Source organism: Kitasatospora sp. NPDC096147 (assembly GCF_044763225.1).
GTDB lineage: Bacteria > Actinomycetota > Actinomycetes > Streptomycetales > Streptomycetaceae > Kitasatospora.
In genome coordinates this window covers 25,436-41,740 of sequence record NZ_JBIWFX010000004.1, presented here as the reverse complement: position 1 = coordinate 41,740, position 16,305 = coordinate 25,436, and the positions used below count along the sequence as shown (strand labels likewise).

Annotated in this window: 17 protein-coding genes; 12 read left to right on the top strand and 5 right to left on the bottom strand. The window is 75.3% G+C overall.

Going from position 1 to position 16,305, the window contains the following annotated elements:
* Window positions 1-172: 172 nt before the first annotated feature.
* Genes ACIRBX_RS14355 through ACIRBX_RS14340 form a run of 4 tightly spaced genes read left to right on the top strand, consistent with a single transcriptional unit; the run spans window position 173 to window position 4,984 of the window.
* Window positions 173-1,732 carry an ABC transporter substrate-binding protein gene (locus ACIRBX_RS14355; RefSeq protein ID WP_402296542.1) on the top strand — a complete coding sequence of 520 codons (1,560 nt, stop codon included), beginning with the start codon at window positions 173-175 and terminating at the stop codon, window positions 1,730-1,732.
* Complete coding sequence (locus ACIRBX_RS14350; RefSeq protein ID WP_402296541.1) at window positions 1,729-2,730, top strand: ABC transporter permease; 1,002 nt, start codon at window positions 1,729-1,731, stop codon at window positions 2,728-2,730. Before ACIRBX_RS14355 ends, ACIRBX_RS14350 begins: the two co-directional genes overlap by 4 nt.
* Window positions 2,731-2,786: 56 nt before the next feature.
* Complete coding sequence (locus tag ACIRBX_RS14345) at window positions 2,787-3,563, top strand: ABC transporter permease (RefSeq protein ID WP_402296539.1); 777 nt, start codon at window positions 2,787-2,789, stop codon at window positions 3,561-3,563.
* Complete coding sequence (locus ACIRBX_RS14340; RefSeq protein WP_402296537.1) at window positions 3,560-4,984, top strand: ABC transporter ATP-binding protein; 1,425 nt, start codon at window positions 3,560-3,562, stop codon at window positions 4,982-4,984. The genes ACIRBX_RS14345 and ACIRBX_RS14340 overlap by 4 nt, the downstream gene beginning before the upstream one ends.
* A gap of 129 nt (window positions 4,985-5,113) precedes the next feature.
* Here ACIRBX_RS14340 and ACIRBX_RS14335 read toward each other — a convergent pair whose 3' ends face one another.
* From ACIRBX_RS14335 to ACIRBX_RS14325, 3 genes are all read right to left on the bottom strand, one after another.
* The gene (locus ACIRBX_RS14335; protein ID WP_402296536.1) at window positions 5,114-5,593 is read right to left on the bottom strand and encodes a hypothetical protein; all 480 of its coding nucleotides are present in this window, start codon (window positions 5,591-5,593) and stop codon (window positions 5,114-5,116) included.
* A gap of 209 nt (window positions 5,594-5,802) precedes the next feature.
* On the bottom strand, window positions 5,803-6,741 hold the full coding sequence (locus tag ACIRBX_RS14330; RefSeq protein ID WP_402296534.1) for a M56 family metallopeptidase: 939 nt from the start codon (window positions 6,739-6,741) through the stop codon (window positions 5,803-5,805).
* On the bottom strand, window positions 6,738-7,130 hold the full coding sequence (locus ACIRBX_RS14325) for a BlaI/MecI/CopY family transcriptional regulator (protein WP_402296533.1): 393 nt from the start codon (window positions 7,128-7,130) through the stop codon (window positions 6,738-6,740). Before ACIRBX_RS14325 ends, ACIRBX_RS14330 begins: the two co-directional genes overlap by 4 nt.
* Window positions 7,131-7,357: 227 nt before the next feature.
* Here ACIRBX_RS14325 and ACIRBX_RS14320 point away from each other — a divergent pair, with 227 nt between their 5' ends.
* The 5 genes from ACIRBX_RS14320 to ACIRBX_RS14300 are packed head-to-tail and all read left to right on the top strand — an operon-like array spanning window position 7,358 to window position 10,875.
* Window positions 7,358-8,011 carry a DedA family protein gene (locus ACIRBX_RS14320; protein ID WP_402296532.1) on the top strand — a complete coding sequence of 218 codons (654 nt, stop codon included), beginning with the start codon at window positions 7,358-7,360 and terminating at the stop codon, window positions 8,009-8,011.
* Window positions 8,008-8,619, top strand: coding sequence for a phosphatase PAP2 family protein (locus ACIRBX_RS14315; RefSeq protein WP_402296530.1), 612 nt, complete (start codon window positions 8,008-8,010; stop codon window positions 8,617-8,619). Before ACIRBX_RS14320 ends, ACIRBX_RS14315 begins: the two co-directional genes overlap by 4 nt.
* Entirely contained in the window at window positions 8,616-9,581 is a 966-nt protein-coding gene (locus tag ACIRBX_RS14310; protein ID WP_402296529.1) for a phosphatase PAP2 family protein, read from the top strand. The genes ACIRBX_RS14315 and ACIRBX_RS14310 overlap by 4 nt, the downstream gene beginning before the upstream one ends.
* Window positions 9,578-9,961, top strand: a complete 384-nt coding sequence (locus tag ACIRBX_RS14305) for a BlaI/MecI/CopY family transcriptional regulator (RefSeq protein ID WP_402296527.1) — start codon at window positions 9,578-9,580, stop codon at window positions 9,959-9,961. The genes ACIRBX_RS14310 and ACIRBX_RS14305 overlap by 4 nt, the downstream gene beginning before the upstream one ends.
* A complete protein-coding gene (locus tag ACIRBX_RS14300) occupies window positions 9,958-10,875 on the top strand; it encodes a M56 family metallopeptidase (protein ID WP_402296525.1) in 918 nt (305 codons plus the stop codon). Before ACIRBX_RS14305 ends, ACIRBX_RS14300 begins: the two co-directional genes overlap by 4 nt.
* Window positions 10,876-10,987: 112 nt before the next feature.
* Here the strand turns inward: ACIRBX_RS14300 and ACIRBX_RS14295 are convergent, their stop codons facing one another.
* Window positions 10,988-12,130: a TetR family transcriptional regulator gene (locus ACIRBX_RS14295; RefSeq protein WP_402296524.1), complete on the bottom strand. Its 1,143-nt coding sequence runs from the start codon at window positions 12,128-12,130 to the stop codon at window positions 10,988-10,990.
* Window positions 12,131-12,295: 165 nt separating this feature from the next.
* Between ACIRBX_RS14295 and ACIRBX_RS14290 the strand changes: the two genes are divergently transcribed.
* The 3 genes from ACIRBX_RS14290 to ACIRBX_RS14280 are packed head-to-tail and all read left to right on the top strand — an operon-like array spanning window position 12,296 to window position 15,214.
* Window positions 12,296-12,928, top strand: coding sequence for a transcriptional regulator (locus tag ACIRBX_RS14290; protein ID WP_402296522.1), 633 nt, complete (start codon window positions 12,296-12,298; stop codon window positions 12,926-12,928).
* On the top strand, window positions 12,925-14,571 hold the full coding sequence (locus ACIRBX_RS14285; RefSeq protein ID WP_402296520.1) for a pyruvate, phosphate dikinase: 1,647 nt from the start codon (window positions 12,925-12,927) through the stop codon (window positions 14,569-14,571). The genes ACIRBX_RS14290 and ACIRBX_RS14285 overlap by 4 nt, the downstream gene beginning before the upstream one ends.
* Window positions 14,572-14,626: 55 nt before the next feature.
* Window positions 14,627-15,214, top strand: coding sequence for a histidine phosphatase family protein (locus tag ACIRBX_RS14280; protein ID WP_402296518.1), 588 nt, complete (start codon window positions 14,627-14,629; stop codon window positions 15,212-15,214).
* Window positions 15,215-15,405: 191 nt separating this feature from the next.
* On the opposite strand, the gene ACIRBX_RS14275 is transcribed toward ACIRBX_RS14280, so the two are convergent.
* Window positions 15,406-16,230 carry a CHAP domain-containing protein gene (locus tag ACIRBX_RS14275; protein ID WP_402296517.1) on the bottom strand — a complete coding sequence of 275 codons (825 nt, stop codon included), beginning with the start codon at window positions 16,228-16,230 and terminating at the stop codon, window positions 15,406-15,408.
* Window positions 16,231-16,305 lie beyond the last annotated feature (75 nt).

The following is a 16,305-nucleotide window of genomic DNA, read 5'->3' as shown; positions in this document are numbered from 1 at the left end:
GCCGCTCTGCGTAGTCAACAAGCCTTGTGGGCAGGCCATTTGACGATGCATCAGGCATCGACCCCGGCCCGCCGAAGCGCCGCGACCGGGTTGCTGACGGCTCAAAACTTAGGATAGGTAAACCTAAGCAAGCCGCTCGACCCGAACGTACGACGTGAAACGAGGAACGACTGTGGGCGTCACCAGACGACAGCTGCTGTGGGCCGGTGCCGGGATCGGGGCGGCCGGTGCGCTCGCCGCCTGCAGCAGCACCGCCGCCGGCCCCGAGACCCCCGCGCCGTCCGGCTCCTCCTCCGAACAGCCGCGCAGCGGTGGGACGTTGAAGGTCGGCGCGCTGGGCAAGGCCGGCTCGGTCGCCCGCGATCCGCACGGCACCCAGGCCAACGAGAGCGACTACCTGATCCTCAGCCTGGTCTACGACACCCTCGCGGTGCCGGGCCGGACGGCCAACACCGCCCCGCGCCTGGCCGCGGGTTGGAAGCCGTCCGAGGACCTGAAGACCTGGCGCTTCACCATCGCCGAGGGCGCGAAGTTCCACGACGGCACCCCCGTCACCGCCGAGGACGTGGTCTTCTCCCTGAAGCGCCTGCGCGCCACCCCGGCCGGCAAGAGCCGCCTGCCCGGCATCCAGCCCGAGGGCATCACCGCCGACGGCCCCCGGACGGTCGTCCTGGTCTCCGACTACGCCAACGCCGATCTGCCGCTGCTGACCCGCCTGACCACCTTCGTCGTCAAGAAGGGCACCGGCGACGACGCCATCGCCGGCGCCCCCGGCACCGGTCCGTTCAAGCTCGACTGGTTCCGCGACGGCAACGCCCGCCTGGTGCGCAACGACGACTGGTACGGCGGCAAGGTCCCGCTGGACGCCATCGAGGTGCGGATCTTCGAGAGTCCGCAGGCGATGGCCAACGCGCTGCTCGCCGGACAGATCGACGTGGCCTCCAACGTCGGCGCCGTCGCCGCCCGAACTGCCGAAGCCCGCAAGGACGTTCAGATCCTGCGCCGCCCCGACGACATGTCGATGCCGATCGTGATGCGCACCGCCGACGGCCCGTTCGCCGACCCGAGGGTCCGCGAGGCGCTGCGGCTGGCGGTGGACCGCGAGGCGATGGTCAAGCAGGTGCTCTCCGGCTACGGCACCGTCGCCAACGACGTCATGGGCACCGGCGACCCGGCCTTCGCCAAGGACCTGCCCCAGCGCGAGCGCGACCTCGCCAGGGCCAAGGCACTGCTCGCCGAGGCCGGGTTCGACACCGCCAAGGCGTACGACCTGCTCACCACCGAGGACATCCCGGGCCTGGCGGAGTCGGCCACGCTGTTCGCCACCCAGGCCCGCGAGGCTGGGGTGCGGATCAACGTCGTCAAGCAGGACTCGAAGGTCTTCTGGGACGAGAGCTGGCTCAAGGCCCCGCTCTACACCACCTATTGGGGCACCAACGACTCCGTCCTGTTCTTCGCCTCCAAGACCCTGCTCTCCGAAGCCGGGCAGAACGAGGCCGCGTTCAAGGACCCCGCCTTCGACGAGGCCTACCGCGAGGCCGTCGGCGCCGCCGACCAGGCCGCCCGGGCGAAGGCGCTGCACCGGCTCCAGGAGATCGAGCACGCCAGGTCCGGCTACCTGCTGTGGGGCATGGCCGACGGCATCGACCTGGCCGGCGCGGCCGTGCGGGGCCTGCCCACGCTCCCCGGCTACGGCCGGGTGCAGCTGGAGAAGACCTGGCTGGCCCGTTGAGCCGGCCGGCTCCCGCCGACGGCGCCACGCCGGAGGCACCGTCCGGCCCGGCCCGTATCCTCCCCGGTGCGGGCCGGGCCGCGGCCCTCGCCGCCCGGCGCCTGTTGCTGCTCGTGCTGCTGCTCGCCGCCGTGTTCGCCGCGGTCGAGGTGCTGCCCGGGGACGCGGCCGGCTCCGTGTCCGAGCGCGGGGAGAGCGCCGCCGACCTCGCCGCCCGCCGCACCGCCCTCGGTCTCGACCAGCCCCTGCACACCCGCTTCCTGGCCTGGATGACCGGCCTGCCCACCGGTCACCTGGGCACCACCGCCCGGGGCCTGAAGGTCACCGAGGTCCTGGCCGGCCCCTTCCCCAACACCCTGCTGCTCGGCGTCCTCGCCCTCGTCCTGAGCGTCACCGGCGCGCTCGGGCTGGGCAGTCGGGCCGCGCTCCGCCCGGGCGGACGGCTGGACCGCGCCATCGCGGTGGTCGCCACCGCCGCGTTCGCCCTGCCCGAGTTCGTCGTCTCCGTCGCCCTGCTCCTGGTGCTGTCCCAGTGGACCGGCTGGCTGCCCGCCGTCACCCTCACCGGACCCGACGGCGCACCCGCCTCCTGGGACATGCTGGTGCTGCCCGTGCTGGCGCTGACCATCCCTCAGATCGGCTGGAACACCCGGATCGTGCGCGGCGCGCTCGCCGACCAGGCCACCCTGCCCCACGTCCAGGCCGCGATCCTCGACGGCCTGCCCCGGCGGCGCGTCCTGACCCACCACATGCTGCCGGGCGCGCTGCCCGCCGTCGCCGTCTCCACCGCCACCTCGGCCGGCATGCTGCTGGGCGGAGCCGTCGTCGTCGAGACCCTGTTCAACTACCCCGGCATCGGCTCCGTCCTGGCCACCGCCATCGCCGACCGCGACACCCCGCTGGTCGCCGGAGTGGTCGCCGCCGCCGGAGCCGCCATCAGCGTCCTGCTGCTGCTCGCCGACCTGATCCGCGACCGCGTCCTGGGAGCCCGCCGATGAGCACCACTCCCACCACAGGTCAACGTGCTTCCCGCGCAAGGGCCTTGACCCGCTCGGTGCCCGCGCCGCTGCTCGTCCTGACCGCCGTCACCGGCCCCTGGCTCGCGCCCGAGGCGATCGACGCCCCGGTCACCCTGCCGTACGGCACCCCCGACGCCTCCGCCGCCCTCGGCGGCGACCTGCTGGGCCGCGACGTGCTCAGCCGCCTGCTCGCCGGCGGCGCCCCGCTGATCGCCACCGCCTTGGCCATCGCCATCCTGGTCACCGGCAGCGCCACCGTGCTCGGCATCCTCGCCGCCCTGCGCCCACGCCTGGGTCGGTGGCTGGAGCGCGCCGCCGACCTCGCCATCCTGCTGCCCGCCGTCCTCGGCATCATGCTCATCGCCCTGGCCTGGCCCGGCGGCGGACGGCTGGCCGTCGGCGCGGCGGCCACCGTCCTCGGCATCCCCTACGCGGTGCGCGTCGTCGCCGCCGCGGCCTCCCCCATCGCGGCCACCGGCTACCTGGAGACGGCCGCCGCCTCCGGCGAGCACCTGTGGCACCTGCTGGCCCGCGAGGTGCTGCCCAATCTGCGCGCCACCCTGCTCGCCCTGTTCGGCCTGCGCTTCGTCGAGGGCGTCTACGTCGTCTCGATCGCCGCCTTCCTCCAGCTCGGCCCCCAACCCCCGGCTGCGGACTGGGCGTTGATGATCCGCGAGAACGCCCCCGGCATCATGCTCAACCCCTGGGCGGTGGCCGCACCGTGCCTGGCCATCGGCCTGCTCGCGGTCAGCGTCAACCTCGCCGCCGACGCCCTCGCGCCCGCCCGGCCTGTCCCGGAGACCTCCCTGTGAAGACCACCACCACGGTCGCCGTCCGGGTCGGCGGATTCACCGTCGCCCTCGCCGACACCACCGTGCTCCTCCACCACACCACCCTCGCCCTGGAGCCCGGCCGCGTGCACGCCGTCACCGGCCCGTCCGGCTCCGGCAAGACCACCCTGCTGCGCGCCCTCGCCGGGGCCCTCCCCGCAGGCGCCGTGACGACCGGCCGACTCGACGTCCTCGGCGAGGACGTGCTGGCCCTCGCCCCCGGCCCGCTGCGCCACCTGCGCCGCCACCGCCTCGCCTACCTCGGCCAGGACCCGGGCTCCGGCCTCAACCCCCGGATGCGGGCCGGGCGCCTGATCACCGAGACCGCCACCGACCGGTCCGCCGCCACCCTCCACCGCCTGCTGACGCAGGTGCGCCTGCCCACCGACCAGCGGATCGAACGTCGCCGCCCCGCCGAACTGTCCGGCGGCCAGCAGCGCCGCGTCGCCCTCGCCCGCGCGCTCGCCCGCGGCCCCGAACTCCTGCTGCTGGACGAGCCCACCGCCGGGCTGGACACCGCCCTGCGTGACGAGATCGCCGACCTGCTGCGCACCCTCGCCCACGACGACGGCGCCACCGTCGTGCTCACCAGCCACGACCCCGCCTTCGTCGCCCGCTGCGCCGACACCGTCCACACCCTGCACTCCCCCGCCGCACCGCGCCCGGCGGCCGTCCCGGCCCAGCGGGGGGCCGAGCCCACGGCGGCCGAAGTGCCGCTCGGTACAGCGGTCCTGACGGCCCGTTCGCTCACCGCACACGTCGGCACCGGCCGCTCCCGCCGCCAGGTCCTCACCGGCGTCGACCTCGATGTGCGGGCCGGCGCCCTGACCGCGATCACCGGGCCCTCCGGCTGCGGGAAGACCACCCTGCTGCGCACCCTCGCCGGCCTCCACCCGGCCACCGGCGGCACCCTCACCCTCGACGGCAGCCCGCTCACCGGCACCCACCGCACCCGCACCCGCGAGCAGCTGCGCCGCCTCCAACTCGTCCCGCAGAACCCGCTCGGCGCGCTCAACCCCGCCCGCACCGTCGCCGCCACCCTCGCCCGCCCGCTCACCCTCCACCGCACCGCCCCCCGCGAGCAGCACCCCGCGCGGGTCGCCGAACTCCTCGGCGCGGTCGGCCTGTCGGCCGACCTCGCCCGCCGCCACCCGCACGAGCTCTCCGGCGGACAGCGCCAACGGGTCTCCATCGCAAGGGCGTTGGCCGCCGACCCCGCCGTCCTGCTCTGCGACGAAGTCACCTCTGCCCTCGACACCGCGACGGCCGACGGCGTCATGGCCCTGCTGGCTGAGCTGCGCGCGGCGCGCGGACTCGCGGTCGTCCTCGTCACCCACGACCTCGACCTCGCCGCGCACGCGGACCTGACCGTCGACTTCGGCACGCCGACGGCGGGGCCCTGACTCCTGCCGGTCGGACCGCCCGGCGGCGGGCAGCACGATCCGGCCCGGTGGACCCTGGGGGCAGCGGTGCAGTCGCACCGGGCCGCCTCCGAACCGCAGACACCCCGAGACCGCCCGCACTGGACGCCCCTACCGGGCTCCGGCGGTCCGGTGCGCCTGGGCCGAGGCGCACACCCGGCGCAGCAGGTAGGCCAGTTGGCCGCGCTCGCCCCGGGTGAGGGAGGCGAGCAGGATCTCCTCGGTGCGGCCGGGTGCACTCTCCAGGCAGTCGAGCGCCGCCTGTCCGGACGGGGCGATCAGCACCAGCTCCCGGCGTCCGCCGACGTGGACGGTCATCGAGCTGACCAGGTCCTCCGCCAGCAGGTCGTCGACCGCTGCTTCCGCCGCCTCCGGCGTGACGCCGGTCCGCGCTGCAAGATCCGGCCGGGCGTGCGGTCCGTGCTCCGCGAGGACCCGGAGGATGTCCCGGTGCACCGGGCCGCCGAGCGTCCGGTCGCCGAGGTGGTCGGCGAGCAGGTCCGCGAGGAGGCCGTCGGCGGCCTGCGCAGCGGCGGCGAGCAGGTCGACGACCTGCTCCGAGGTCTGCGAGCCCTTGCCCCTCTCGTACACACCGCTTCCCATCCGGCGAGTGCGACGCCCGGTCCGACCGGGGGACCGCAACGCCGTGCACCGGCGGCACGGCGGTGTGCGTTCGGGGCCCGGCCGGTGACGGCCGTGCGCTGGCGGCTCGCTCGGCGACGGGCACGCGAAATGAACCAAGCCTCACCGTACCCGGCACCGCCGCTTTGGTCTACATCGATGTCGTCAGTCGTGGCCGGTCAGCGGGCCCGGAGGCCTTCGGCGGCGAGTTCGACGTACTCGTGGAGGCCGTAGGCGATGGCGACCGCCGCGACGGCGCAGGTGACCACTCCCAGGACGAGACCGAGGGCGGCGGCACGGGCGGAGGCGGCCTCGGGCCGCACGGGCACCGGGCCGAGGAGGGCTTCGACGCGCTGCGGGACCGGGCCGGTGTTCACCGCGAGCAGCGGGCCGCGCCGGGGTCCGGCCGTGCTTGCGGCCAGGGCGGCGCGGGCGATGGCCGCTGCGGCGAGGCGGCGGTTGCCGACCTCTCGGGCGGCGGATTCGTCCGCCCAGCGCTCCAGGTGGAAGTCGAGCGCCGGGCGCAGGGAGCGCAGGGCGGGGTGGACGGCGGCGGCCAGGTAGGTGGTGACGGAGAGCAGGTGGTGGTGGCCGGTCAGGTGGGCGCGCTCGTGGGCGAGGAGGACCTCGCGCTCGCGCTCGCCGAGGGTCCGGAGCATGGCTGTGGTGACGACGATGGCCCCGGGGCGGCGGTGTCGACCGGGCAGGGCGAAGGCGTCGGGGGTCTCTCCTGGCAGGACGAGCAGGTCGCCGTCGGCTTCGGCGTCGGCGGCCTCGGCCCAGGCGGCGGCCAGCAGGGAGCGGTGCTCGCACCAGCGGCGGACCACCAGGACGAGCTGGGTGGCCATGACGGCTGTGGCGAGGGCGGCGACCGGCAGGGCGGCGGGCCACTCGGTGGCGACCTGGGCGAGCGGGAGCTGTTCCAGGCCGGCCAGGAAGGGGACGTGGGCGAGGCCGAACAGGGCCGCGCCGGTGCCGCCGGCGCCCAGCACGGCCGTCGAGACGATCGCCGCGCAGGCCTCCTTCGGCGGCAGGCGGTCGGCCAGTCGGCGGGCCGCGCCGGCGGCGGCCCACGGGAACGTCAGCGCCGCGGTGACCAGCAGCAGGACCCAGGTCACGATCCCTCCGCCCCGGGGTCCTCAGCCTGCCGGAGGAGGCGGCGCAGGACGTCCTCGTCACCCTCGGAGAGAGAGGAGACGAAGCGCTGGAGGACGAGGTCGCGGTCGGCTCCGGTGTCGAGCTCGCGGCGCATCCGGCCGGCCACGAGGCCGGCGGCGTCGTCGGCCGCCGCGTAGGCGTAGCCGCGGCCGGAGCGGACCCGGGTCAGAGTGCCCTTCTCGTGCAGGCGGATGAGGATGGTGGCCACGGTGGTGCGGGCCAGGTCGCGTTCGAGTGCGGCGTTGACCTGCTGGGGCGTCATCGGGGAGTCGGCGGCCCACAGGACGGCCATCACGTCGGAGACGAGTTCGCCGTGCGGGCGTCTGGCCTCCGGGCTCTCGTGCTCCATGCCGCTCCGTCCTGCTCCTCGGGTCGCCCGCGTGATCCGGGGCGGTCGGTTGGGTGTGCCTGTCCGAACCTTACGGGCAGCGGGTGCGAGGGCCCAACGGTGCCCGGTTCCCAGCGGTGGGCGGCTCGCCGGTCGCGGGAGGGGTTGGCCTGCGCACGGGATTTGTGTCTACATTGATGTAGACAACCGTGGACGGCAGCGCCGCCCCCGAGGAGAGGCGCGTGCCCATGCCCGACCCTGCCCACTTCCTGGCCGTGAACGTCCTGGACGCGAGCTCGCTGCTGGCCGCCTTCGGCGCCCTGGGCATCGCCGTGGTGCTGTTCGCCGAGACCGGCCTGCTGGTCGGCTTCTTCCTCCCCGGCGACTCCCTGCTGTTCACCGCCGGCCTGCTGTCCGTGCCCGGCGCCACCACCACCGTCCACCTGTCCCTGCCGCAGGTCCTGCTCGCCGCCGTGGCCGGCGCCCTGGCCGGCGCGCAGACCGGCTACCTGATCGGCCGCCGCGGCGGCCGGGCCCTGCTGGCCCGCTCCGGCAACAAGCGGCTGCACGAAGGCGCGCAGCGCGCCGAGGACCTGCTGAACCGCTACGGCCACGCCAAGGCCGTGGTGCTGGCCCGGTTCATCCCGATCGTGCGCACCGTCCTCAACCCGCTGGCCGGCGCCCTCGGCGTCCCCGCCCGCACCTTCGCGATCTGGCAGACGGCCGGCGGACTGCTGTGGACGGTCGGACTCGTGCTGGCCGGATACGCGCTCGGCTCCTCCGTCCCCAATGTCGACCGCTACCTCCTGCCGATCGTCGCCGCCATCGTGATCGTCTCCCTCGCGCCGCTCGCCCTGGAGCTGCTCCGCTCGCGCAAGACCGCGAAGGCCGGTGCCCGATGACCCGCACCGTGCTCGCCCTGGACGGCTCGCGGATCGACGGGCCCCTCTACCTCGACGTCACCGCGCTCGCGCACCGCGCCCCGTACGCGGTCGGCGAGGCCGTGGCCACCTGGTCGGCCTACGGACTCGCGGTGTTCGCCGCCCTGATGCTGGCCGGCTGGTGGCGGGCCCGCCGGGCCGCCGAGCCGGTGATGGCCGTCGCGCTCGCCGCACCGGTCATCGTGGTGGCCGCCTTCGCCCTCGACACCGCACTGAAGTCGGTGCTGCGCGAACCACGGCCCTGCCAGGTGCTGCCCGCCGGGGCGACCCTCGAAGCCTGCCCCGCCGCCGGGGACTGGTCGATGCCCAGCAACCACACGGTGATCGCCTTCGCCGCCGCCGCCGTCCTGTGGCGCTACGACCGCCGACTCGGCGCCATCGCGGCCCTGGCCGCCGTGGCGATGGGAGCCTCCCGAGTCCTGGTCGGCGTGCACTACCCCCACGACGTCCTCGCCGGCGCCCTGCTGGGCCTCGTCCTCGGTGGGCTGATGGCCAGGGCCGCCCTGCTCGCCGCACCGCTGGTGGCCGTGCTGCGCTCCGGACGGCTACGGCCCCTGGTGAGCGCATGAGCGGCATCCCGCGCCGACTGCGCCCCTCGGCCGCCGTGCTGGTCGCGTCGACGCTGTTCGCCGCGCTGACCGTCCTGCTCGCCGTGCACGGCTTCGCCCCGTTCGCCGGGGAGGCCCGGATCCACCACTGGGTGACCGGACACCGCCCCGCCTGGGCGGTGCACGCCGCCGCAGCCGTCACCTTCCTCGGCACCGGCGCCCCGCCCTACCTGGCCGCACTGACGGCCGGCCTGCTCCTGGCCCGCCACCGGCCGACCACCGCCGGCCGCCGGGACGTGCTCGCCACCGCCCTCGCGCCGCTGGTCGTCCTCGCGCTCGGTCAGGCGGTCCGGCACGGCCTGATGCTCCTGTTCGCCCGGCCCAGGCCACCGGTCGCGGACTGGATCGCCGCGTCCCCCAGCGGCCACGCCTACCCCTCCGGACACGCCTTCACCTCCGCCGTCGCCGCCGGGCTGCTGATGTGGGCACTCCGGCGCACCGGCCGCGGCCTCCCGACGGCGGCAGCCGTGGCGGCGGTGGGCACGAGCGCGGTCGCCGTCGGCCTGACCCGGATCTACCTGGGGGTCCACTGGCCCGCCGACGTCCTCGGCGGCTGGCTGCTCGCCGCGCTCTGGCTCGCCCTGCTGCTCCCGCTGCTCACCCCGGGCGCACCCCTGTCCCGGGCCACGCCGCCGGAGGTCGGGCCCGGGGACCGCCTCCCCGGCGCGGCCGGTTCGGCGAACGGCGGCGCCGGGCCCCTCCTGCCCGTCGGCGGGCAAGGAGCGCACGCACCTCGGCACCGTGGAGGGGGCACCTCCCAGCCGGAAGCCGGAGGAGAGTCCACGCGGAGCACCGGCGACCGCCGAGGAGTCGGCGGGGCGCGCACTCCGACGACGCCTGCCCGACCCTGTCCGGGAGCCGGCCCCTGGACACCGATCGTGGTCCACACCGAAGCAGTCACAGGGAGGCGAGGAGTCCGGTGAACGATGCGACGCGACGTCCGGCGGGCGAGCTGGAAGCGGCGGTCCTCGCCGCCCTGTGGGCAGCCGGGCGCCCACTGACCCCAGCCGAACTGCACCGCACCCTCCCGGCCGGGCTGGCCCGCACCACCGTCGCCACGATCCTCGCGCGGCTGCACGAGAAGGGCACCGTGCACCGCGCCCGCCAGGGCCGCGCGTTCGCCTACCGGCCCGCCGTCGAGGACCTCGCCGCGCTGTCCGCCCGCCGGATGCACACCGAGCTCGACCGGGGCACGGACCGCACGGGCACGCTGGCCCGCTTCATCTCCCAGCTCAGCCCCGACGACGAAGACCTCGTCCGCACTCTCCTCGCCGCCTCCGCCGATCCGCAGGAGCCACGATGACCTGGGCGATCTGGGCCCCCCTGCTGGCGCCGTGGCTCGTCTCGCCACTCGCCGAACGCCTGGCCGCACTCCTTGCGCCGCGCGCCGCCGCCCTGCTGCTGACCGCCACGGGCGCGCTCGCCGCCGCCCTGTCGACCGCCGCGCTCGGCCTGCTCGCCACGACCGCGCTGCTCCACCTGCCCTTCCTCGCCGCGCTCGGCCACTTCTCCCCGCCCCTGCTCCCGGACGGGCCCGTCACCGTCGCCCTCGGCTGGGCGGCCCTGCCGGGCTGCGCCGTGGCCGGGACCGCCGCCGTACGGACCCTCCGCCGCCACTCCCCTGGCCCCCTGCACAGCGAGCTCCGCTCGGCCCGGCGCACGGGCGACCTGGTCGTCCTGCCGAGCGACCGGGCCGACGCCTTCGCCCTGCCCGGCCGCCCCGGGCTCGTGGTCGTGACTTCCGGCATGCTCCGGGCGCTCTCCGCCGAGGAGCAGGCCGTCCTGCTCGCCCACGAGCGCGCGCACCTCGCCGGGCGGCATCACCTGCTGACCCTCACCGCCGACCTGGCGGCCTGCCTCCACCCGGCCCTGCGCCGACTGCGCGCACCCCTCACCTTCCAGACCGAGCGGTGGGCCGACGAGACCGCAGCAGCCACCGTCGGAGACCGTCGGCTGACCGCCAGGGCCATCGGCACGGCCGCCCTCGCCGCCGTGCCCTCGGCCCTCCGCCCCGCCACCGCGCTCACCGCCACCGCCGGCCCGGTGCCCCTGCGCATGCGGGCCCTCCTCCGCCCTCCGGCCCCCGCACCCCGACCGGCCCGGAGGGCCGGTGCGGCACTGCTGCTCTGCCTCCTGGCCACCACCACCGCGACCGCCGAGGCCACCCACGACCTGCACGAGAACATCGAGACCGCCCAGAGCACCTCGGCACCCTAGAGCCGCGCGACCCTCGCCGCCGCGTTCGCGGCACACCCGGCCGCAGTGCGGAACGGCATTTCAGATTCACCAACTCGCCGATTCTGCTCGTGAGTTGACGCACTGACGCGATTCAGGCCGGCTCGCTCCGGTCGGCGGTGCGGTCGGAACGGTGACGGGCGGCGGCATGGCCTGCGCCCCGGCCGGTGGCGTGGGCCGTGACCAGTCCGTCGCGGACCCGGACGGCGGTCTCGGTGAGGTCGACGTCGGGAGCGGGGTCGGCGTCACCGAGCGAAAGGTGGGCGAGGGCCGCTGGGACGGCACCGGTGTCGTCGAGGACGACGCGTAGCCTGGGCAGCCGGTCCGGCGGGAAGACCCGCCGCAGGCAGCCGACGAGGTCCACGATCCGGAGCCGGGCCAGCCGGCCGGTCTCGTCGGGATCACCGGTGACCACGACGACGGTCAGGCGGTCGGCCCGGTCCGCCGCGTGCAGCACGTCACCGGCCGCCGACAACCGGCCCGCACCGAGCACGACGACCACCCCGTCGTCGGCGAGGCCGACCGGGCCGCCGGTGATCTCGTCTCGCAGTCCGCCCGGCGGCGACCACGGGGCCTCGACCGGACGCGCGGGGGCGACGTAGGCCAGGTGCGGGGGCTCGGGGTCCTCGCCGAGGGCGGTGCCGGCGAGGTGCTCGGCGGCGCGTGCCAGGTCGAAGGGGTCGCCGACGCCGGGGGCGTTCTCCGCGACGGCGGCTGCACCGTGCAGCAGGGTCAGCGCCAACCCGGCGCGCCGTACGGTCCCGGACAGGGCGGGAGGCGCCTGCGCAACGGGACCTGACGAGAGGGCCAGCCCGAGCAACAGGGCCTCGAACCGGGCGAGTTCGGCGAGCGCGGTCCGTGCCGGTTCGGTACCGAGCACCCCGGAGAGCGAGCGCAGCTGCAGGTGGCCGCTCCCCGGGGTGTCGCCGAGGAAGGGCAGCCGTTCGAGCCAGACCCGGGCGAAGGCGCCGAGCGCCTGACCGGCGGAGGCGGGCGGGCCCGCCGGGGGTTCTGCGGCGCCCCGGGCCCGTTCGGCGGCGTCGACCAGCACCGCGAGGTAGAGCGCGCGCTTGCCGGTGAAGTTGGAGTAGACCGCCCCCCTGGTCAGCTCGGCCCGTTCGGCGATCCGGTCGACCTTGGCCTCGACGTAGCCGGACTCGGCGAACTCCTGCCGGGCCGCGACCAGCACCGCCGCGCGGGTCCGCTGCTGCTGCTCGGCCCGGGTCAGTCTCGCCATGGTGGCCCCTTTCGGCTCATGGCGTGTCATGATACAACCGGCATTCGGATGATGACGACATCCGAATGCCGTGACCATGGGAGTGGCGCGGACGGCGACGGCGGCACCCGGGCCGACCGGCCGACCCGCGACACGACACCCCGCACCCCTCGGAAGGAGCGCACGATGACCCGACCCGAAGCCCGGGCCCCGGACACCGCCCTGCTGGTCCTGCACGCCCTGCGCTGCGCCGGCTCCGTCGGCGTCGCCCGGCTCGGCGCGATCACGGGGCTCGACGAGTCCGACGCCGAGTCCGAACTCATCGACCTCGGGGCGGCCGGCCTGGTCACCCGCCTGTCCGCCGAGATGCCGGTCTGGAGCCTCACGGATGCCGGGCGCGCGGCGGACGCCCGGCGGATCGGCGCGGAGCTGGAGTCGGCCGGGGCCCGCGAGCGGGTGGCGGCGGCGTACCGGCAGTTCATGGTCCTCAACCCCGAGCTGCTCGACCTCTGCACGGCCTGGCAACTCCGGTCCGTGGACGGCGTGATGACCGTCAACGACCACGGCGATCCCGGCTACGACTCCCGGGTGCTCGCCCGGTTCGCCGACCTCGACCGACGCGCCGCAGCGGTCTGCGAGGAGCTGGCGGCCTCACTCCCCCGGTTCGGCCGCTACCGGGTCCGCCTCGCCGGAGCCCTCGAACGGGCCACCTCCGGCGGTGAGTTGGCGTACGTGGCCGACCACACCGCGTCCTACCACGCCGTCTGGGCGGAGCTGCACGAGGACCTGCTGGCGACGCTCGGACTGGAGCGGTGGTGACGCGGTGGATCCGCACCCTCTCGGCCCGGACGGAGGGGACGGCCGCGACGCTGGGCGGCAAGGCGGCCGGCCTGGTCGAGCTGCACCGCCTGGGCCTGCCGGTGCCGGCCGGGTTCGTCATCCGCTCGGAGGCCTGCCGCGCCTACCTCCGGGACGGGCGGCTGCCCGACGGGCTCGACCGGGAGCTGGCGACGGCCGTGGCCGAGCTCGAATGCTCCACCGGGCGGACCTTCGGCGGGCCGCACCGGCCGCTGGCGGTGGCCGTCCGCTCCGGGGCCGGGGTGTCGATGCCCGGCATGATGAGCACGGTGCTCAACCTCGGCCTCACCACCGGCGCCACCGAGGGCCTGGCCGTCGAGACCGGTGACCGGCCGTTCGCCCTGGCGGCGCGGCAGGAGTTCCTGAGGAGCTTCGCCGCCGCGACCACGGAAGCGGCTCCCGACCCGGCCCCCCATCCGGCCGCTCCCTCAGCCACGACCCCGGCCACGGAGCTCGCCCCGGACGAGGCCGGCCGGCAGCTCACCCGGGCGATCGAGGCGGTCTTCGCCTCCTGGGAGTCCCAACGCGCCCGCACCTACCGCGAGTTGAACGGCATACCGGACGACCCGGGCACGGCCGTGATCGTCCAGCGGATGGTCTTCGGCAACCGTGACGACCACAGCGGCAGCGGGGTCGCGTTCAGCCGCGACCCCAACTCCGGTGTGAACCGGCCGTACGGCGAGGTGCTGTTCGGCCGTCAGGGAGAGGCGGTGGTCTCCGGCCGGACGACGACCCGGCCGCTGGCCGAGCTCGCCGGGCGGGAGCCGGCGGTGTGGGCCGGGCTGCTCGACGCGCTGCGCCGGATCGAGCGCCACTACCGCGACGCCTGCTACGTCGAATTCACCTATCAGTCGGGCGAGTTGTGGCTTCTCCAGGTACGGCCCGGCCGGTTCACGGGCGGTGCGGCGGTCCGGGTCGCCACCGAGCTCGTCGATCAGGGGATCGTCGGACGGGACGAGGCGCTGCTCCGGGTCTCGCCGGTCCACCTCCGGCAGGTGCGCACGCCGCGCATCGCCACCGCCGCCGGGGCCGACCTGCTCGCCCGGGGCATCGGCGCCTGCCCCGGCGTGGCCACCGGCCGGATCGTCACCACGGCGGACGGCGCGGTGCGCGCGGCACGGTCCGGGCCGGTCGTCCTGGTGCGCCCGGAGACCTCCCCGGCCGACCTGCACGGCCTGGCCGCCGCCGTCGGGATCGTCACCGCGCGCGGCGGGCCGGCCAGCCACGCCGCGGTCGTCGCCCGGGCCATGGGGAGACCGGCCGTCGTGGGCGTCGCCGGCCTCACCGTCCACGGCCCGGCCGCCACCCCCACCGCCCCCGCCGCCCCCGCCGCCCCCGCCACCGACCCGGCCACCACCCCCACCGTGACGATCGGCGGACGCACCCTCCCGGAGGGCACGCTGGTCACCATCGACGGCAGCAGCGGCGAGGTGGTCCTCGGCCACCCCGGCACCGTCACCGACGCCACCGCCGAGCAGCTCGACCGGCTGCTCGCCTGGGCCGACGAGTTCTCCGGCGACCACTCCGCCCGCGACGAGGCCGCACGCCTCGCCGCCGCCCACGCAGTGCTGCGCCGTACCGCCTCCGGACCACCGGACGGCTGAAGCAGCGGAGCGCGGAACCACCCGGCCAGTCCCCACCACTGACAGGAGATCAGCCATGCCCACCCGGCACGTTCACCTCGTACGACACGGGGCGGCCGACCCGTTCGGCGCCCTCACCGAGCTCGGCGAGCGGCAGTCGGAGCTGGTCGGCAGGCGGCTGGCCCGGTTGCCGATCGACACGGTCTGGCACTCGCCGCTGCCCAGGGCGGCGCACTGCGCCCGGATCGTCGGGACCTGCCTGCCGGAGGCCGCCGTCCGCGAGGCGCCGGAGCTGGTCGACCACGTCCCCTACGTCCCGGAGGACGTGCCGGCGCCCTGGGCGGCGTTCTTCGACGGCTACGGCGCCGAGGAGGCGGAGCAGTCGCGCCGCGCCGCCGAGGCCCTGACCGCCAGGTTCGCCCGCCCGGCGGAGACCGAGACGCACGAGGTGCTGGTCACCCACGCCTACCAGGTGGCCTGGCTGGTCCGGGACGCCCTGGGTGCGCCGCCGGTCCGGTGGCTCGGGTTGAACTGCGGGAACGCGGCGCTCACCGTGATCGAGTACCGGGACGGCGACGCACCGACGGTGCTGCTCTACAACGACATGGGCCATCTCCCGGACGAGCTGCGCTGGACGGGCTTCGGAGCCGGCACCCGCCCCTGACCTGGCCACCGGCACGGCGAAGCCCCGTCGGGCGACGGTGACCTGACGGTCACCGGCCCGACGGGGCTTCGAAGGGTGCCACTGCGGCTCCGGTCGGCGCGGTCACGCCACCGGGGCCTGCTCACCCGGACGGTCCGCCCGGGGTGGAGCCGCACCCGGCCCGCAGGGGCCGAGGTCCGGCTCGGGGTCTATCAGAAGTGGATCATGTGCTGGAAGGAGTTCTCCGCGCTGCTGACCTTGAGGTGGGTGCGGGTGCCGTAGCCGAGCGGGGTGTTCCAGTTGTACTCCTCGATGTCGAAGGAGCCGTCGGAGTAGACCGCGTTGACGTAGGCGACGTGGCCGTAGGCCCCGTGGGTGTCGTTCACCGCGATGGCGCCGACGGAGGGAGTGGAGTTGACGGTGATGCCGACCCGGCGGGCGGCGTCGTCCCAGTTCTCGGCGTTGCCCCAGGTGGTGCCGCCGTAGGAGTTGGTGAAGTTCGGGACGCCGAGGCGGCTGGCGATGCGGTACGCCGCGAAGGCGGTGCAGTTCTTGGCCGCGAAGCCGCGGGTGCCGCCGTCGAAGTCGTTGCGGGCGCTCTCGTTGTCGTTGTTGCCGCTGCTGAGGAACTTGTGCGAGGCGTTGTTGTTCTTCAGCGTGCCGTTGAGGTTGCCCTTCGCACCGGAGCCGAAGTCCTGGCTGGCGCCGGCGTAGCCGCTGTTGAAGTAGACGCGGACGGTCTGGCCGGTCCGGTTCCACACCGAGGCGGCGTTGTTCTTGACGCAGACGCTCTGGCCGTTGCCGCCGCTCTTGAACTCGTAGCAGGACGGCTGGGTGGCGCCGTAGTCGCTGATCGAGCCGGCGAAGTCGGAGACCGAACCGCCCTGGTCGCTGTTGTAGTACAGGCAGAACTCGCCGGAGTCGCAGACCCCGTCGCGGGCGGCGGCGAAGGCGGGGGTGGAGGTGGCGACCAGCGGGATGGCCATGGCCAGGGCGGTGCCGGCGATGGTCAGCGTGGTGCGTATGTTCTTCTTCAAGGCTCGACTCTCTTGTTCTCGTGAGGTGTTCGACCGGTTGTCAGGTCGTGCGGGGCACTGCGGGTGTGGTGCTTC